We start from the raw sequence: 16,607 nt of genomic DNA, 5'->3' as shown, positions 1-16,607 counted from the left end.
TTTTGTAACGGGGAATCGGCCAAATGCTCTGGAAGACCACACGCTTCGATATTGATCTGAGCGAACCTCAGGTGATGGGGATCGTCAACGTTACGCCAGATTCGTTTTCAGATGGCGGTCAGCACGCTGACGTGTCCTCCACGATGCGACACTGCGAGAAAATGCTGCGAGAGGGCGCCCATATCCTGGATATTGGTGGTGAGTCCACTCGTCCTGGAAGTCCTGCCGTGCCTTTGGCTGAAGAGCTCGCTCGTGTGCTGCCGGTGGTGCGTGAGGCTGCCAAGCTGGGCGTGCCGGTGTCGGTCGACACTTATAAGCCAGAAGTCATGGCAGCCGTGCTTGATCTGGGGGCCGACATCATCAATGACATCTGGGCTTTGCGTCGGAAGGGCGAGCCTGGCAGCGACATCACGGCGCTGGGTGTGGTGCGAAACCACCCATACTGTGGTGTCTGCCTGATGCACATGCACCGCGATCCGCAGACCATGCAGGCGGCTCCCATGGAGGGCGATGTGTTGCCACAGGTACGGGCATTCCTGGAGCAAGCCGCTCGCGACTTGCAGTCATGCGGCGTTCAGAGGAACCGCATTGTGCTGGACCCAGGCATCGGCTTTGGCAAGACGGTGGCGCAGAATTATTCGCTCCTCGCGCGCCAAGAAGAGTTGCTGGCTGGGGGGTGGCCTTTGCTGATCGGCTGGTCGCGCAAGTCTTCCATCGGCGCCGCGCTTCAAGGTGCTGCCCCCGAGCCGCCGCCCCCTGGAGAGCGAGTCGTCGGCAGCGTGGCGGCAGCGCTGCTGGCAGCTGAAAGAGGAGCCCATGTGCTCAGAGTCCACGATGTTCGTGAAACGGTGGAGGCGCTGAAGATATTCTCGGCCATGAAGCACTCGATTCAGTAATAACTCGCGTTGGCTTTCTCGCCTGGTCGCACCGTGGAGCACGCTGTCTGAATCCCCGATAATCGAACTCCCAGGAAACTGACTCAGGTAACGGCTGCCATCGCAAGCAGTTCAATCATAGTGAACCGAAAATATTTTGGAACCGACGGCATTCGCGGCACGGTTGGCCAAGCGCCCATTACGCCGGATTTTGTTTTGAAACTTGGCCACGCCGTGGGCCGCGTGCTCAAGCGGCACGGGGTTCATCCTATGGTGCTCATTGGCAAGGACACCCGCATTTCCGGCTACATGCTGGAGAGCGCACTTGAATCCGGCTTGAACTCTGCCGGGGTTGACGTCACGCTGCTGGGCCCAGTGCCTACTCCCGCAGTAGCCTATCTGACACGAGCCCAGCGGGCCAGTCTGGGGGCAGTCATCAGCGCCAGCCACAATCCTTTTTATGACAACGGCATCAAGTTCTTTAGCGCGGGTGGTGCGAAATTACCTGATGAGTGGGAACTGGAGGTGGAGGCCGCACTGGCCGAGCCAGCCCAGTGGGTTGACTCAGCCAGCCTCGGTCGCGCACGGCGGTTGAACGACGCAGACGGCCGCTATATCGAGTTCTGCAAGAGTACCTTCAGCACCGACCTCACCCTGAGGGGCATGAAAATTGTCGTGGACGGTGCGCACGGTGCCGCGTACCAGATCGCGCCCAAGGTTTTCCATGAACTGGGTGCTGATGTCGTGGCCATTGGCTGCGCCCCCGATGGACTGAACATTAACAACGGCGTGGGCGCCACGCATCCGGAAGCCTTGGTACGTGCGGTGGCTGAGCACAAGGCAGACTACGGTATTGCGCTTGATGGTGACGCCGATCGTTTGCAAATGGTCGACGCGTCCGGTCGCCTGTACAACGGCGACGAGTTGCTTTACTTGCTGGCTGCGGACCGCTTGGCGCGCAGTGCTGCTCAGCGCGGTGGGGCGCGCAGCCCTCAGCTTGCAGGGGTCGTGGGTACGCTCATGACCAACAAGGCGGTTGAAGTGGCGCTCAGGAACCTTGGTCTCGAGTTCGTGCGTGCCAAAGTGGGTGATCGCTATGTGCTGGAAGAGCTGCTGCGTCGCGGCTGGATACTTGGGGGCGAAGGATCGGGCCATCTGCTCGTTCTGGATAAGCAGACCACTGGCGACGGTTTGGTGTCTGCTCTGCAGGTGTTGCAGGCGTGTGCCGACAGTGGCAAGACCGCGGCTGAGTTGCTCGCGGGCGTCGAGCTTTTCCCGCAGGTTCTTCTCAACGTCCGATTGCAGCCCGGGCAAGACTGGCGAAGCAATCAGCGTCTCGCCACAGAAACGAGTGCTGTCGAGGCAGAGCTAGGTGACGGCGGCCGCGTGTTGATCCGGCCTAGCGGTACAGAGCCTTTGCTACGAGTCATGGTCGAGGCTCGGGAACTGGCGCAGGCAAAGGCGTGTGCCGAGCGTTTGGTCGCCACGCTGAATTGAACATGCTGAACGTTTCCCTGGCTGCCTATGAGAACCCCACCGACGCGAGAGCCATCGTGGCACTGCTTGACACCTATGCAACTGAGCCGGCTGGTGGTGGTGAGTCACTGACGGCTGCGGTAAAAGCGAACCTGGTGTCAGAGATGGCGGTTCGGCCACATCTGTTTTCGATTCTGGCATGGTCTGAAGAGGGTGGTTCGCGACGCGCGGTAGGGCTTATCAACTGTGTTGAAGGCTTCTCCACTTTCGCGGCACGGCCCTTGATCAATGTCCATGACGTGGTGGTGCTGGCGAGTCACAGGGGTCAAGGCGTCGCGCAAGCCATGTTCGAGTGTGTGGAGCGAGAAGCTCGCCGAAGGGGCGCGTGCAAGCTGACGCTGGAGGTGCTGTCCGGAAACGAGCCAGCGCGTCGTCTTTACGTCAAGCAAGGTTTTGCGCCTTACGCACTCGATCCGCGCTGGGGCGAGGCGATGATGTGGCAAAAGAAGCTCGTGAGCGGCGCAGAAATTTAGTGCTTGGAGCGCCGAAAGCGCGGCACTGCATTGGTGGCCAGGCTGGCGAGCATCGTAGCTGCTGGCGAACTCATCCGGAGGGGATAATCATCTTATGGCGAAATTCGTTGAGGCCGCTGCTACGAGCGAGGTCAATCTATCCGAGAGCGCTGGCGTGCGCTACTTGCATTTGGGCACCGAGTGGGTGCAGGGCTCCATGCGCGTTGCAGCGCCCTACGATATCGATCTGGAATATGTGCAGCGCATGATGGCTTGGCTGTTGTTCGTCACTCCCGATTCGGTAAAGGGGCGGCATGCCATGCAACTGGGCTTGGGCGCGGGTGCAATTACAAAGTTTTGCTACAAGAAATTGAGCATGACCTGCACCGCCATCGAGATCAATCCACGCGTGGCCGATGTGTGTCGTTCGTGGATGCGCTTGCCAAAGAGGGTGAGCGGCTCCGTGTGGTCATTGCCGACGCAGGAAGTGAGATTCAGCGCGATGAATGGCTCGGCACGGTGGATGCGTTGGCCGTTGATCTGTACGACGAAGAGGCCGCCGCCCCCATTCTGGACAGCGCTCAATTCTATGCCGACTGCCGCCGCCTGCTGACTGAGGATGGCTGCATGACCGTGAACCTGTTCGGCCGTTCCTCAAGCTTCGAGCGCAGTCTTTCGCAAATTGTGGAGGCGTTTGGAGCCAACGCCGTATGGGCGTTCAAGCCCACCCGTGAAGGCAACACCGTGGTGCTGGCGCAGCGCACGCCCCTGCGTCCCAAGCGTGAGGCGTTGGCGGAGCGGGCGGATGCCATCGAGGCTAAGTGGCATTTGCCCGCACGCAAATGGCTGAAGGTGTTCAAGGCCCTGGAAAAGTGATCCTCGGAGCGTGCGCTGCTTGCTGGCCGCGGTTTTTTAAGTCCGACACACCCTCGTGTCCGGATGTCAATGAAATTGGAGCTGGAGCGGACGTATGAGCAGTGACCTTTTCCGCGGACCGGTGCATTGGCACCAATTGCTTGAGTGGATGCGTGACGACGGTGTGATCTCTGACGCCGAAGCGGAACGGGTCACTGCCAGGTGCTCGCAGGCCGAAAGCGCGCAGCCTGCGTTGGTGAGGCTCGCTGCAGTGGGCATCGAGGCTGCGGCTGATGGACGGCCCATGGAGGTTGAGCAGATCACTCAATACCTTGCACAGCGCGCCGGTCTGGAATATTTGCGCATTGATCCGCTGAAGGTAGACGTCGGCAAGGTCGCCGAGGCCATGAGTTCCACCTACGCGGAGCGCCACAAGGTGCTGCCGGTGCAAGTTACGGCCAGTGAAGTCGTGGTCGCCACAAGCGAGCCCTTCATAGACGACTGGCTGTCGGAAGTTGAGCGTCAGGCCAAGCGGCCGGTGCGGCGTGTCATCGCCAACCCGGTCGAGATCAAGCGATACACGGCAGAGTTCTTTGCGCTTGCAAAATCAGTGCGAGCGGCGCAAAAGAATGGCGCCGGCGCTGGCCCGGCCAGTTTCGAGCAGTTGGTGGAACTGGGCAAGACTGGCCGCCATCTGGACGCGAACGACCAAGGCGTGATCCAGGTCGTTGACTGGCTCTGGCAATATGCATTCGACCAGCGTGCCAGTGACATTCACATGGAGCCACGGCGCGAACAAGGCGTCATTCGCTTTCGCATCGACGGCGTGCTGCACCCGGTGTATCAGGTGCCACCTGGGGTCATGACCGCCATCACTGCGCGCATCAAGCTTCTGGGTCGTATGGATGTGGTCGAGAAACGCAGGCCTCAAGATGGTCGCATCAAGACGCGCAACCCTCGTGGCGATGAGATTGAAATGCGTCTATCCACCTTGCCTACGGCCTTTGGTGAAAAGCTGGTGATGCGCATTTTCGATCCAGACACGGCCGTGAAAGACCTGACGGCACTCGGATTCTCCGCTCACGATGCTGGGCGCTGGGAGGAGCTGGTGCAGCGGCCCAACGGCATCATACTGGTGACAGGTCCCACCGGTTCGGGCAAGACCACCACGCTCTATTCCACGCTGCGGCGCGTCGCGACAGAAGAGGTAAACGTCAGCACCATCGAGGACCCGATCGAGAACATTGATCCGCACCTGAACCAGACCCAGGTGCAGCCACAGTTGAACTTCAGTTTCGCAGAAGGGGTGCGGGCCTTGATGCGGCAGGATCCTGACATCATCATGATCGGTGAGATCCGCGACCTTGAAACTGCGGAAATGGCCGTGCAGGCGGCGCTTACCGGCCACTTGGTGTTTACTACGCTGCACACCAACGACGCGCCCTCAGCGCTCACGCGGCTGATGGAGCTGGGTGTGCCACCTTACCTGCTCAGCGCCACTGTGCTAGGGGTCCTGGCGCAACGCCTTGTGCGCCTTTTGTGCAAGCAATGCAAAGCTGCCAACACAGAAAGCACGGCAGAGATGCTCACTGCTTCCATTAAACCCTGGAAACTCAACAAGGGAAGCTATAGGCCTTTCAAACCCGTCGGCTGCGTTGATTGCCGCATGACCGGTTTCAGAGGGCGAATGGGGATCTACGAGTTGCTGACTCTCTCGAAAGAGTTCAAGGCGCTGATTCAGAGCGATGTGAGCCTTGCGGCGCTGCGCAAGCAAGCCGTGGCCGACGGCATGCGTCCGCTGCGTCTGGCGGGGGCACTCAGGGCGGCAGAAGGGCTGACCACCCTCACAGAAGTGATTTCAGCGACCCCGCCACTGGAGTAAATGGGTCCCTTCGTCTAGGGAAGGTGTTCAAAACTCGTGACGACGCGCGAATCCGATGTCAGGGCGCATCGCTGCGTTGGCTTTTATCGCCAATAGCTGGGCTATTGGCAACAAAATCCGCCTTGCGCCGCATCCCTAGCATCGGCCCGCGCTTCCCGCCAGAGTTTTGAACACCTTCCCTAGGGGAAACCCCGGGGGTCGTGTAGGTGGAATCCACATGCGTTCGGCCGTTTCGACTCGTCACAATGCGCCTTGGTTCAACCTTCCTAGGGGAGACGACTTGTGCGTATCAAGAGTCAGAAAGATTTTTTTGCAGGACTTCTGTATTTAGGCGTGGGCGTGGGCTTTGCCTGGGGCGCCACTAACTACACCATCGGCAATGGTGCTCGTATGGGGCCGGGGTACTTTCCGCTGCTGCTGGGCATCATCTTGGCGATCATTGGGGGCATCGTGGCCTTCAAGGCCCTGGTGGTTGAAACACCTGATGGCGACCCCGTAGGCAAGTTTGCCTGGAAGCCACTGTTCTTCATCATCATGGCCAACTTCCTGTTCGGCATTTTGCTGGGCGGCGTACCGAGCCTGGGCATTCCGGCCATGGGCATGATCGTGGCCATCTATGCACTCACGATCGTGGCGGCCATGGCGGGTCAGGAATTCAAATGGATCGAGGTCATCATTCTCGGGACTATTCTGGCGATTGGAAGCTGGTTCGCTTTCGTGTGGGGTTTGAAGCTTCAGTTCCAGGTTTGGCCGAGTTTCATCGGCGGTTAAAAGGGCCAAGAAAATGGATTTGTTTGAGCATTTGTCATTGGGGTTCAGCGTCGCGTTCACGCTGCAGAACCTGATTTACTGCCTTATCGGCTGTATTCTTGGTACGTTGATTGGTGTTCTGCCCGGCGTGGGGCCGGTGGCCACCATTGCCATGCTGTTGCCCGCTACCTATGCGCTGCCCCCTGTGGCCGCGCTGATCATGCTGGCCGGTATTTACTACGGCGCGCAGTATGGTGGTTCGACCACCGCCATTCTGGTCAACCTGCCTGGTGAATCGTCATCGGTCGTCACGGTAATCGACGGCTACCAGATGGCGCGCAAGGGTCGAGCAGGTCCTGCGTTGGCTGCTGCAGGTATTGGCTCGTTTATCGCCGGCTGCTTTGGTACCTTGATCCTCGCTAGCTTCGCCATTCCGCTGACGGAAGTCGCGTTCAAATTCGGCCCTGCAGAGTACTTCTCGCTCATGATCCTGGGCTTGATCGGCGCGGTCGTGCTGGCTTCCGGTTCCCTGATCAAAGCCATCGGCATGATCGTTCTGGGTCTGCTGCTGGGCTTGATCGGTACCGACGTGAACTCCGGTGTGGCGCGTTACTCGTTCGATATTCCTGAGTTGACCGACGGCCTTGGCTTCATCGTGATTGCAATGGGCGTGTTCGGCTACGGAGAAATCATCTCTAACTTGTCCAAGCCCGACGAGGAGCGCCAGGTATTCACGGGCAAGGTGAAACACCTGTACCCCTCTAAGGAAGACTGGAAGTTCATGTTGCCGGCTATTTTGCGTGGCACGGCAATTGGTTCGTCACTGGGTATTTTGCCCGGCGGTGGCGCGTTGTTGTCAGCTTTCGCAGCCTATACGCTGGAAAAGAAAACCAAACTGAAACCTGGCGAAGTGCCCTTTGGCAAAGGTAACATCCGCGGCGTGGCGGCACCTGAGTCTGCCAACAACGCAGGTTCACAGACCTCGTTCATTCCGCTGCTGACACTGGGTATTCCACCCAACGCCGTGATGGCGCTGATGGTCGGTGCCATGACCATCCACAACATTCAGCCTGGCCCCCAGGTGATGACCAGCAACCCAGAGCTGTTCTGGGGCCTGATTGCATCGATGTGGATCGGCAACGCCATGCTGATCATTTTGAACCTGCCGCTGATTGGCATGTGGATCAAACTGCTGACGGTGCCTTACCGCTGGCTGTTCCCTGCCATCGTGCTGTTCTGTGCGCTGGGTGTTTACTCCACCAACAACAACACCTGGGACGTCTGGATGGTGGGTTGGTTCGGTATCATCGGCTACATCTTCATCAAGCTTGGCATGGAACCGGCGCCGTTGCTGCTCGGCTTCATTCTGGGCCCGATGATGGAGGAAAACCTGCGTCGCGCACTGCTGCTGTCGCGTGGTGACTGGAGCGTTCTGGTCACGCGTCCACTGTCGGCAACTCTGCTGGGCATGGCGCTGCTGCTCTTGATCATCGTGCTGCTGCCGTCCGTGAAATCCAAACGCGAAGAAGCCTTCGTAGAGGATTAACCTACTCCGCAGCATAAAAATGGCACCCTCGGGTGCCATTTTTATTGCCTGCGTAGGGATGGCTGGCTTGAGGCTTCTCGGATAGAGGTGCCCCCTGGGATGATGCTCGATGCCGCAGCACTCGGATTCGTGTCAAACTGACCGGTTAGGAGCTCGGTCGAATTTGGCGCGATGGGTGCCAGTGTGCAAAGTCGGGAATGAAATCAAGAGTTGATTTGAGCGCGGATCGACTCCCATAGCGGAGAATTCGTCAAGCGCCTGGGTCCCGGCCTGGCCTCGCAGGTGGGCATGATCGGACCGTTGGCTACCATAGGCATGGGAATCGTCTTTCTGGGCGAACCTTTTACACCATCGTTGGCGGCAGGCACGTTGCTCGTGATGGTCGGTATATACATGTTCACCCGCACTCGACGGTGAACTATTCAAAGGAAAGGTTGCATCATGGATCTGGGTATCGCGGGAAAATGGGCGCTGGTATGCGGCGCCAGCAAGGGGCTGGGATTCGGTTGCGCGAAAGCGCTGGCTGGTGAGGGGGTGAATGTCGTCATGGTGGCGCGCGGCCTGGAGGCCTTGGAAGCCGCGGCTGCCAATCTGAGGGCTCATGCGGCGAAAGAGCCGGTAGAGGTCATTCCCGTGCAGGCTGACATCACCACAGCCGAAGGCCGCGCTGCAGTGTTTGCTGTACGCAAGGATTTCGATATTGTGGTGACCAACGCAGGTGGTCCGCCCACGGGCGACTTCCGTGAATGGGACCGGGACGCCTGGATCAAGGCGTTGGACGCGAACATGCTGACCCCCATTGAGCTCATCAAGGCCGTGGTCGACGGCATGGCCGCCCGGGGATTTGGCCGCATCGTCAACATCACTTCCAGCGCAGTGAAGGCTCCCATCGACATTCTCGGTCTGTCGAATGGGGCGCGCTCAGGCCTCACTGGTTTTGTTGCCGGTATGGCGCGAAATCCGCAGCTGGCGTCGAAAGGGGTGACCATCAACAACCTGCTGCCTGGGAAATTCGACACAGATCGACTGGCCGGAATGTACAAAAGCATGGCAGAGAAAGCGGGCAAAACCGCAAATGACATGCGCGCTATGCAGGAAAACCAGGTTCCGGCAAGGCGCCTTGGCAAGCCAGAGGAATTCGGCGCTATCTGCGCATTCCTCTGTAGTCAGCAGGCAGGGTATCTCACCGGTCAGAACATCTTGCCGGATGGTGGTTTGTATCCGGGAACGTACTAATCGTCGCTAAAACCGATCCTTCCGGGAAGTCCCGAGGTTGCTAGCGCGGAACGCGGCGCTAGCGTCGGGATGAAATCGCGATTCCCGCCACGATCAAGAGGAAGGCCGCTGCGTGGTACGGACGGGGCATTTCACCCAGGACGAGCGCAGACAGGATGGCTGCGAACACCGGCATGAGGTTGGTGAAAAACCCTGCCACCACGGGGCCGGCGCGTTGCACGCCCATGCCCCACCATCTGTAGGCGAGCACGGCGGGGCCAATGACCACGAAAGTCAAGGCTGCCACCAGCGGTAATCCCCAATGGATCTGCGCGTCCGTCAGCGTCCATTCGCCGGCTGCCAGGAGGCCCGACCAGCCAACGCCAAACATCACCTGCGCGAGCAGGAATGCCGTCCCGTCGTTGCGGATGCCGTCCGGAGCCGTACCGCGAGCCAATAGCCATGAATACCAAGCCCAGGAGATGGTGGCCAGCAGCATGTATAGATCGCCCGGAACCAGCTGAAGCGCCATCAACTGCGCCCATTCCCCGCGGGCCAGAATGATGGCGACGCCAACAATTGAAAGCACGGCTCCCATCATTTGCGGGCGCGTCACGCGCGCACCAAAAAAGAGGTATCCCATGGCCAAGGTCCAGAGGGGGCCGCTGGATCCCACGAGGGTGACGTTCAACGGAGTAGAAGTTTGCAGAGCCAGGTATTGAAGCGCGTTGTAAAGACCTGCCCCCAACAGACCCAGCAGAGCAAAGTGCCGCCAATGCGACCTCAGGCCACTGCCTGGGCGAAATATCCAGCTGGCCATGGGTAGCAGGATGAACAAGGACAGGAACCACCTCAGGAAGTTGAACATCATGGGTGGGATCAAGGGGGCCACCATGCGGCCCACAACGGCATTGCCGGCCCACAGCAAAGGTGGAATCATCAGCAAGGCGACGGTAGAAGGGGTGAGTTTTTCAAATTTTGACACCCCGCTATCGTGCCACGTTGTGGCACCATCTCAGGTTCGAATCTTGTTGTAGGAATACTTTCATGCCACTTGCCGTACAAATTAACCGCCCGGGCGGTCCTGAAGAAATGCACTTGGTGGAATTGACTGTGGGCGAACCCGGGCCCGGTCAGATTCGCATCCGGCACAAAGCGATTGGCCTGAATTTCATTGATGTCTATCAGCGCACTGGCTTGTACAGCCTGCCCTTGCCACTAACTCTGGGCATGGAAGCTGCAGGCATAGTGGAATCGGTGGGAGAGGGCGTGACGCATCTGCAGGCAGGCGACCGTGCCGCCTACGCCAGCCAGCCCCCCGGCAGCTACAGCGAGGTGCGCGTGATGCCGGCTACAGCGGTTTGCAAGCTGCCTGACGACATCAGCTTCGAAACCGGTGCGGCCATGATGCTCAAGGGGCTGACCGCACAGTATCTGCTGCGCAAGACGCTGCCGGTGGAGGGCCTGCAAGCAGGTGACTACATCCTTTGGCATGCTGCCGCTGGCGGGGTAGGCCTGATTGCGTGCCAATGGGCCAAGGCGCTGGGCTACAGGCTGATTGCCACTGCCGGTTCTCAGGAAAAATGCAACCTGGCCCTGGCCAATGGCGCCGCTCACGCGATCAACTACCGAACCGAGGATTTTGCCGAGCGAGTGAAGGCGATCACCGGAGGGCAGGGCGTGAAGGTGGTGTACGACTCAGTGGGCAAGGATACGTGGGAGAAATCCCTGGAGTGTCTTCGTCCGTTTGGTCTCATGGCCAGTTTTGGCAACGCAAGCGGTCCGGTGCCGCCTTTCGCTCCCGCCGTTCTGGCAGGCAAGAGTTTGTACGTCACGCGAGCGACTTTGTTTACCCACATTGCTACTCGCCAGGGGTGTCAGGAAATGGCAGATGAGTTGTTCGAGGTGGTGCGTTCCGGTAAGGTGAAAATTCACATCGAACAGCGCTTCCCACTGGCCGAGGTGCAGGCTGCGCACCGGGCACTGGAGGCCCGCCAGACTACGGGATCGACCATCCTGACATTGGGGTGACCTTTCTGTCTTCCGGAAGGCGGCCCCTGGAGGCATCAAGCTCAGGGGTCTCGCGCATTCGCACTGACACGCTTTGCACGCACGAGGCAGGCATGTCAGTGCCGATGATCGGTCAAGACACTACCCGCCTTTTCTCACTCGCCTCAATTCGTCCAAGATCAAACCGATGGCCCCCGCAGTGATCGCCGCGTCAGCCACGTTGAACGCAGGAAAGTGCCCGCGGTAGAACAATGGGCTCAAGAAAGCCCAGTGGAAGTCCAGAAAATCCACTACGTAGCCGTGCATGATTCGGTCTATGACGTTGCCCACCGCGCCGCCGAGGATCATGCTGAGGCTGAAAGCGAACAGCTTTTGCCCGTGATGGGAGCGTAGAAGCCACAGGATGAACAACACCGCGCCGGTGGCCAGCGCAATGAAGAACCAGCGTTGCCAGCCGCTCCCACCTGCCAGGAAAGAGAACGCAGCGCCTGTGTTGTGCGCCCGAACCACGTTGAAGAAACTCGTGACATAAGTACTGTCGCCGAGTCGGTAGTGACCCAGGATCAATTGCTTCGTGAACTGATCGAGCAACACCACCAGCGCAGCCAGCGCCAGCCACATGGCGAGCGAAGCGCCATTTCCCTTGCTGCGTGCCATGTTCAGGCTACTGTCCGGCTCTCGCCCGTGCCATGGAGGTTGCTGATGCAACGCCCGCACAGCGTAGGATGCTCGGCGTTCTGGCCAACATCAGGGGTGTAGTGCCAGCAGCGCTCACACTTGGTGTCCTGTGAGGCGCTGGCTTCAACGGCGAGTGCGTCTCCCTGCTTCAGATCGATCGCAGAGGTGATGAACACGAACTTGAGGTCGCTTCCCAAGCTGGCGAGCAACGAGTGATCTTCCGCAGGCGCGGTGAGCACCACGGTAGCCTGTAGCGAAGAGCCCACGGAGCCCTGCTCGCGCAGCGTCTCGATCTCCTTGTTGACCACCTCGCGGATCTGGCGAACACGTGCCCATTTGGAAAGCAGTGCGGCATCGGGTTCACCGAACGACCAGAACTCTTCGAAGAAAATCGAATCGCCCTTGCCCACCAGTTTCCAGGCTTCCTCGGCAGTGAAGCTGAGGAAGGGCGCCATCCAGCGCAACATGGCCTGCGTGAGCTGCCAGAGGGTTGTTTGGGCGCTGCGTCGTGCCAGCGATCCTGGGGCGGTGGTGTAGAGGCGATCCTTCAGCAGATCGAGGTAGAAGCCCCCCAGGTCTTCCGAGCAAAATAGCTGAAGCTTGGCGACGACGGGGTGAAATTCATACACCTCGTAATGGGCGAGCACTTCCCTTTGGAATTCGGCAGCGCGTGAAAGCGCCCAACGGTCAACTTCGAGCAACTGATCCGTCGGCACAGCGTCTTTGGTGGGGTCGAAGTCGCTGGTGTTGGCCAGAAGGAAGCGCAGGGTGTTGCGAATGCGGCGGTAGGCGTCAATAACGCGTGCCATGATCTTGTCGTCTCCGGCGATGTCGCCGGAATAATCGCTCGCGGCCACCCAGAGACGCAGGATTTCGGCGCCCCACTTTTTGTTGGCTTCCTGCAAATCAATGCCGTTCCCGAGCGACTTGCTCATCTTGCGACCTTGCGCATCGACCGTAAAGCCGTGCGTAAGCAGGCTTCGGTAAGGTGCGCGGCCACGAATGGCCGAGGCCAGCAGCAAGGAGGAGTGGAACCAGCCACGGTGCTGGTCGTGCCCTTCGAGGTACATGTCGGCCTCAGGGCCACTCGAGTGGTGCTCGTTCGGGTGCGTGCCGCACAGCACATGTTCGAAGGTAGAGCCTGAGTCGAACCACACCTCAAGGATGTCGTTGCTCTTGTTGTAGTGCTTTGCATCTTCCGCACCCAGAATTTCTTCAGGTGTCACGCGGCTCCAGGCTTCAATGCCACCTTGGTCAATGATGTCGGCCGCCTGATCAAGAATCTCCATGGTCCGCGGATGCAGTTCGTCCGTCTCCTTGTGCAGGAAGAAGGCGATGGGCACCCCCAGGCGCGCTGGCGGCTAATGACCCAGTCGGGCCGCCCCGAGATCATGTCGCGCAAACGAGCCTTGCCGGAAGGTGGGAAGAATGCGGTGTCCTCAATGGCTCGCAAGGCGGTGGTGCGCAGCGTTTCAGGCGCTTTGTCTTTGGTGAAGACGCCTTCGCCTTCGTCCATGCGCACGAACCACTGGGAGGCTGCACGGTAGATCACCGGTGACTTGTGGCGCCAGCAGTGCGGATAGCTGTGCGAGATGGTGCTGGTCGCAAGGAGTCGGCCAGCATCCTGCAGGGCCTTGATGATGACCGGCACGGCTTTCCAGATGTCGAGTCCGCCGAAAAGCGGGAAGTCTGCCGCGTAGCTGCCTCCGCCTTGCACCGGGTTCAGAATGTCCGCGTGGGCGAGGCCGTGCGAAACGCAGGAGTTGAAGTCTTCTATACCGTAGGCAGGAGCTGAGTGCACGATACCCGTGCCGTCGGTGTCTGTGGCGTAGTCAGCCAGGTACACGGGTGAAAGGCGCTTGTAGCCCTCATGCGCGTCGTGCAGCGGGTGCTTGAATTGCAGGCCGCCGAGCTTGTCCCCCATCGTGGTGGCGACGACTTGGCCTTCCAGGTTGTAACGCTTTAGGCTGTCTTCCACGCGGGCCTTGGCCAGCACCAGCAAGCCCTTGGGCGTATCGACTAGCGCATACTCGATGTGGGCACCAAGGTTGAGTGCCTGGTTGGCGGGAATCGTCCAGGCTGTGGTGGTCCAGATGACGATGAAAGCTGGTTTATCGAGCTGCTGCAAGCCAAAAGCGGCGGCAAGTTTGGCGGGATCGGCTGCCTCGAACGCCACATCCACGGTGCTGCTTTTCTTGTCCTGGTATTCGATTTCTGCTTCAGCCAGGGCAGAGCCGCAGTCAAAGCACCAGTAAACGGGTTTGAGGCCACGGTAGACGAAGCCGCGCTCAACCAGGCGCTTAAATAGCCGCAGCTCGGAGGCCTCGTTCGGCTTGTTCATGGTTTTATAGGGGTTGTCCCATTCGCCCAGAACGCCCAGACGCTTGAAATCCTTCATCTGCAGGGCTATTTGCTCGGTGGCGTAGGCGCGCCCCTTGGCTTGCATTTCGTCCCGTGAGAGCTTGCGACCGTAGAGCTTTTCGATCTGGTTTTCAATGGGCAGCCCGTGGCAGTCCCAGCCTGGAACGTAGCGTGCGTCAAGACCCTTGAGTTGGCGGGTCTTGACGATCATGTCCTTCAGGATCTTGTTGACGGCGTGGCCGGCATGCAGTTGGCCGTTGGCATAGGGCGGGCCGTCGTGCAGGATGAATTTCTCGCGTCCGGCACGGGCTTGACGCAGGCGCTTGTACAAGCCTGTTTCTTCCCACTCCTGGATCCAGCCCGGCTCACGCTTGGGCAGGTCGCCGCGCATAGGGAAAGGTGTATCGGGCAGATTGAGCGTCTTGCGGTAGTCTGTTTTGGTCTCGGAGCTCATGAGGGCGAAAACCTTCTGGAAAATATGGGGCAAATCAGCCGTCTGCGCGACCGTGCGCAGGTGGCAGTGAAATCTGGAGTGGGGCGCTGATGCGGACTATGCAAAGGGGGCGTCCGCCGCCCCGTCAAATTCGCCCGGTGTGCGCAGCCAGCCAAACGCGTGCGTCCTCGCAATCGCGCGCTATGCCTTCGGTCAGCGCCGCCAGGCTGTGATAGCGTAATTCGTCGTGCAGTTTGTGCAGCAGATCCACACGAATGATTTTACCGTAGGCACCTTCCTCGCCCATGTGGCCTGGCCAGTCGAGCACATGCGTCTCAAGCAGAACGCGGCCACCGTTGACGTCGAGGGGGTCCAGGGAGGGGCGAACACCCAGATTGGCCACACCGGCCAGGGGGTGCGCCGTCAAACCATGCACCTCTACTACGAAAATGCCGCTGGCGGCGGGTTTCCAGGCGTGGGCGCGGCGTGAAAAGCGCAGATTCAGCGTGCGAAAGCCATCCGCGCGTCCGGGAGCGGTTTCTGCTAGAGCCCGCCCGAGCTTGCGCCCGTGCACCACGTGACCGCTGATCGAATACGGGCGCCCGAGCAGTGCGGCGGCTTCGTCCATGCGGCCGTTGGCCAGTGCATCGCGCACCTCCGAGGAAGAGACCCGTAAGCCATGCACTTCGTAGCTCATCATGCGGGCTACATCGAAGCGGTGGCGCTGGCCGGCTGCGTCTAGCATGGTGTAGTCGCCCGCTCGTTTTGCGCCAAAGCGAAAATCGTCCCCTACGAGGACATAGCGCACACCCAGACCATCCCGCAGGACCTCGTCGATAAAGCTTTCCGGCGACTGACTTGCCAGCGCTGCGTTGAACGGCAGCACGATCGCCTGGTCGACTCCGCAGCGCGCCAGTTCGGTGAGTTTGTCGCGCAAGGTGGCAATACGCGAGGGTGCCAGATCGGGCTTTTGCAAAGCTGCCGCGAAATAGTCACGCGGGTGGGGCTCGAAAGTCATGACGCAACTAGGCACGCCACGGTGGGCGGCTTCGTTCTTCAAGAGAGCCAGCATGGCCTGATGACCGCGATGAACGCCGTCAAAGTTGCCGATCGTGAGGGCGCAGCCCGGCGCGATGTCCGGATGACGCAGGCCGCGGTAGATTTTCATTTCAGATGCTTTTATTTGTGGAGTCGTGCACAGCTGCCCTGCAACCAGAGCAAGAAGACAGTCGAAAAAAGAGACGCAATAACGTCATCGAAATTAGCGTATATTGTGACGTGATCCAGTGATCGGGTTTCAAACCTGTGCTTGCTGGTGGCGTCCACGCTGTCGGTTCGGTTGTAACTGCTGTTTGAAGGAGGCGTTCGTGAAGGTCTTGAAGCTTTCGGCCCAGGGCTTGCCGCAATCTTGGATCTCGCTGGAACAGGCGGTGATCCACTATGCTGCGGAGGAAGTGCGCTGGGAGGTGGGCAAGCAGGTGGCGGTGTTCCACGGCGGCCACAATGCCATCACCGGAGAGCAGTCGATCATCACGGTCAACAGCATCATCGGCACGCGCGGCGTGCCCAATATCAACCCTTTCAATCTGCGGCCTGGCCTGACCAACGCCAAGCTTTTCGCGCGCGATCGCAACATCTGTGCCTATTGCGGAGACCATTTCCTGGAGACCGATCTCACGCGCGAGCACATTATTCCTCTCGGGCAAAAAGGGGCCGACAAGTGGATGAATGTGGTAACTGCTTGCCGCGCCTGTAACCACCGCAAGAGTAATCGCACGCCTGAGCAGGCGCGCATGCCGCTGCTCTACACACCTTACGTGCCAAGCCTATGGGAAGACTTCATCTTGCGTAACCGCCGCATACTGGCAGACCAGATGGAATTCTTATGCTTACAACTTCCTAAATCGTCAAGATTACGGCAAGAGAACCCCCAGTAGAGCTGTTCCACCATATGGACCCTTCGTTGTAAAGGGTCCATTTTTTTGTTTACAAAAATTGCGAGCGTCGGCACAAT

The 16,607-nt window shown here is 59.4% G+C and carries 13 protein-coding genes and 2 pseudogenes; 11 read left to right on the top strand and 4 right to left on the bottom strand.

The genetic code is table 11. From position 1 onward, the window contains the following. Positions 1–23 precede the first annotated feature (23 nt). The 9 genes and pseudogenes from folP to AAAK34_RS16350 all read left to right on the top strand — a co-directional run bounded on the left by folP (position 24) and on the right by AAAK34_RS16350 (position 9,132). The gene (gene folP / locus AAAK34_RS16390; protein ID WP_231694280.1) at positions 24–896 is read left to right on the top strand and encodes a dihydropteroate synthase; all 873 of its coding nucleotides are present in this window, start codon (positions 24–26) and stop codon (positions 894–896) included. Between the two features lie 120 nt (positions 897–1,016). After that, positions 1,017–2,372: a phosphoglucosamine mutase gene (gene glmM / locus AAAK34_RS16385; RefSeq protein WP_231694281.1), complete on the top strand. Its 1,356-nt coding sequence runs from the start codon at positions 1,017–1,019 to the stop codon at positions 2,370–2,372. Positions 2,373–2,374: 2 nt separating this feature from the next. Continuing rightward, positions 2,375–2,884 carry a GNAT family N-acetyltransferase gene (locus AAAK34_RS16380; protein WP_231694282.1) on the top strand — a complete coding sequence of 170 codons (510 nt, stop codon included), beginning with the start codon at positions 2,375–2,377 and terminating at the stop codon, positions 2,882–2,884. A 94-nt stretch (positions 2,885–2,978) separates the two neighbouring features. Further along, positions 2,979–3,739 (top strand): annotated as a pseudogene (locus tag AAAK34_RS16375) (spermidine synthase). Between the two features lie 94 nt (positions 3,740–3,833). Beyond that, entirely contained in the window at positions 3,834–5,600 is a 1,767-nt protein-coding gene (locus AAAK34_RS16370) for a GspE/PulE family protein (RefSeq protein ID WP_231694284.1), read from the top strand. A gap of 282 nt (positions 5,601–5,882) precedes the next feature. After that, entirely contained in the window at positions 5,883–6,371 is a 489-nt protein-coding gene (locus AAAK34_RS16365) for a tripartite tricarboxylate transporter TctB family protein (protein ID WP_231694285.1), read from the top strand. Positions 6,372–6,384: 13 nt separating this feature from the next. Continuing rightward, the gene (locus AAAK34_RS16360) at positions 6,385–7,896 is read left to right on the top strand and encodes a tripartite tricarboxylate transporter permease (RefSeq protein WP_231694286.1); all 1,512 of its coding nucleotides are present in this window, start codon (positions 6,385–6,387) and stop codon (positions 7,894–7,896) included. Between the two features lie 225 nt (positions 7,897–8,121). Beyond that, positions 8,122–8,313 carry an EamA family transporter gene (locus AAAK34_RS16355; RefSeq protein ID WP_431778033.1) on the top strand — a complete coding sequence of 64 codons (192 nt, stop codon included), beginning with the start codon at positions 8,122–8,124 and terminating at the stop codon, positions 8,311–8,313. A gap of 24 nt (positions 8,314–8,337) precedes the next feature. Further along, a complete protein-coding gene (locus AAAK34_RS16350) occupies positions 8,338–9,132 on the top strand; it encodes an SDR family oxidoreductase (protein WP_231694287.1) in 795 nt (264 codons plus the stop codon). Between the two features lie 58 nt (positions 9,133–9,190). Here AAAK34_RS16350 and AAAK34_RS16345 read toward each other — a convergent pair whose 3' ends face one another. After that, positions 9,191–10,051 (bottom strand): DMT family transporter, encoded by an 861-nt coding sequence (locus tag AAAK34_RS16345; RefSeq protein ID WP_231694514.1) that lies wholly within the window; start codon positions 10,049–10,051, stop codon positions 9,191–9,193. A 107-nt stretch (positions 10,052–10,158) separates the two neighbouring features. On the opposite strand from AAAK34_RS16345, the gene AAAK34_RS16340 reads away from it, so the two are divergent. After that, entirely contained in the window at positions 10,159–11,142 is a 984-nt protein-coding gene (locus tag AAAK34_RS16340; protein ID WP_231694288.1) for a quinone oxidoreductase family protein, read from the top strand. A 120-nt stretch (positions 11,143–11,262) separates the two neighbouring features. Here the strand turns inward: AAAK34_RS16340 and lspA are convergent, their stop codons facing one another. The 3 genes and pseudogenes from lspA to AAAK34_RS16325 all read right to left on the bottom strand — a co-directional run bounded on the left by lspA (position 11,263) and on the right by AAAK34_RS16325 (position 15,761). Further along, positions 11,263–11,778 carry a signal peptidase II gene (gene lspA / locus AAAK34_RS16335; RefSeq protein ID WP_231694289.1) on the bottom strand — a complete coding sequence of 172 codons (516 nt, stop codon included), beginning with the start codon at positions 11,776–11,778 and terminating at the stop codon, positions 11,263–11,265. 2 nt (positions 11,779–11,780) lie between these two features. Beyond that, positions 11,781–14,614: pseudogene (ileS, locus tag AAAK34_RS16330) on the bottom strand (isoleucine--tRNA ligase). Positions 14,615–14,738: 124 nt separating this feature from the next. Then, positions 14,739–15,761 carry a bifunctional riboflavin kinase/FAD synthetase gene (locus AAAK34_RS16325; protein WP_231694291.1) on the bottom strand — a complete coding sequence of 341 codons (1,023 nt, stop codon included), beginning with the start codon at positions 15,759–15,761 and terminating at the stop codon, positions 14,739–14,741. 199 nt (positions 15,762–15,960) lie between these two features. Between AAAK34_RS16325 and AAAK34_RS16320 the strand changes: the two genes are divergently transcribed. Continuing rightward, positions 15,961–16,530 carry an HNH endonuclease gene (locus AAAK34_RS16320; RefSeq protein WP_231694292.1) on the top strand — a complete coding sequence of 190 codons (570 nt, stop codon included), beginning with the start codon at positions 15,961–15,963 and terminating at the stop codon, positions 16,528–16,530. Positions 16,531–16,607: the final 77 nt, after the last annotated feature.

Source organism: Ottowia caeni, from assembly GCF_050821495.1.
In the GTDB taxonomy this organism is placed as follows: Bacteria; Pseudomonadota; Gammaproteobacteria; order Burkholderiales; family Burkholderiaceae_C; genus Ottowia; species Ottowia caeni.
Note: the sequence above shows the minus strand (reverse complement) of the source record. Positions and strands in the feature narration are given on the sequence as shown.

Bases quoted from the DNA above. Each gene is read 5' to 3' on its own strand.
- folP (WP_231694280.1), top strand. From the start codon at position 24: ATGCTCTGGAAGACCACACGCTTCGATATTGATCTGAGCGAACCTCAG.
- AAAK34_RS16380 (WP_231694282.1), top strand. From the start codon at position 2,375: ATGCTGAACGTTTCCCTGGCTGCCTATGAGAACCCCACCGACGCGAGA.
- AAAK34_RS16370 (WP_231694284.1), top strand. From the start codon at position 3,834: ATGAGCAGTGACCTTTTCCGCGGACCGGTGCATTGGCACCAATTGCTT.
- AAAK34_RS16360 (WP_231694286.1), top strand. From the start codon at position 6,385: ATGGATTTGTTTGAGCATTTGTCATTGGGGTTCAGCGTCGCGTTCACG.
- AAAK34_RS16350 (WP_231694287.1), top strand. From the start codon at position 8,338: ATGGATCTGGGTATCGCGGGAAAATGGGCGCTGGTATGCGGCGCCAGC.
- AAAK34_RS16345 (WP_231694514.1), bottom strand. From the start codon at position 10,051: ATGATTCCACCTTTGCTGTGGGCCGGCAATGCCGTTGTGGGCCGCATG.
- AAAK34_RS16340 (WP_231694288.1), top strand. From the start codon at position 10,159: ATGCCACTTGCCGTACAAATTAACCGCCCGGGCGGTCCTGAAGAAATG.
- lspA (WP_231694289.1), bottom strand. From the start codon at position 11,778: ATGGCACGCAGCAAGGGAAATGGCGCTTCGCTCGCCATGTGGCTGGCG.
- AAAK34_RS16325 (WP_231694291.1), bottom strand. From the start codon at position 15,761: ATGAAAATCTACCGCGGCCTGCGTCATCCGGACATCGCGCCGGGCTGC.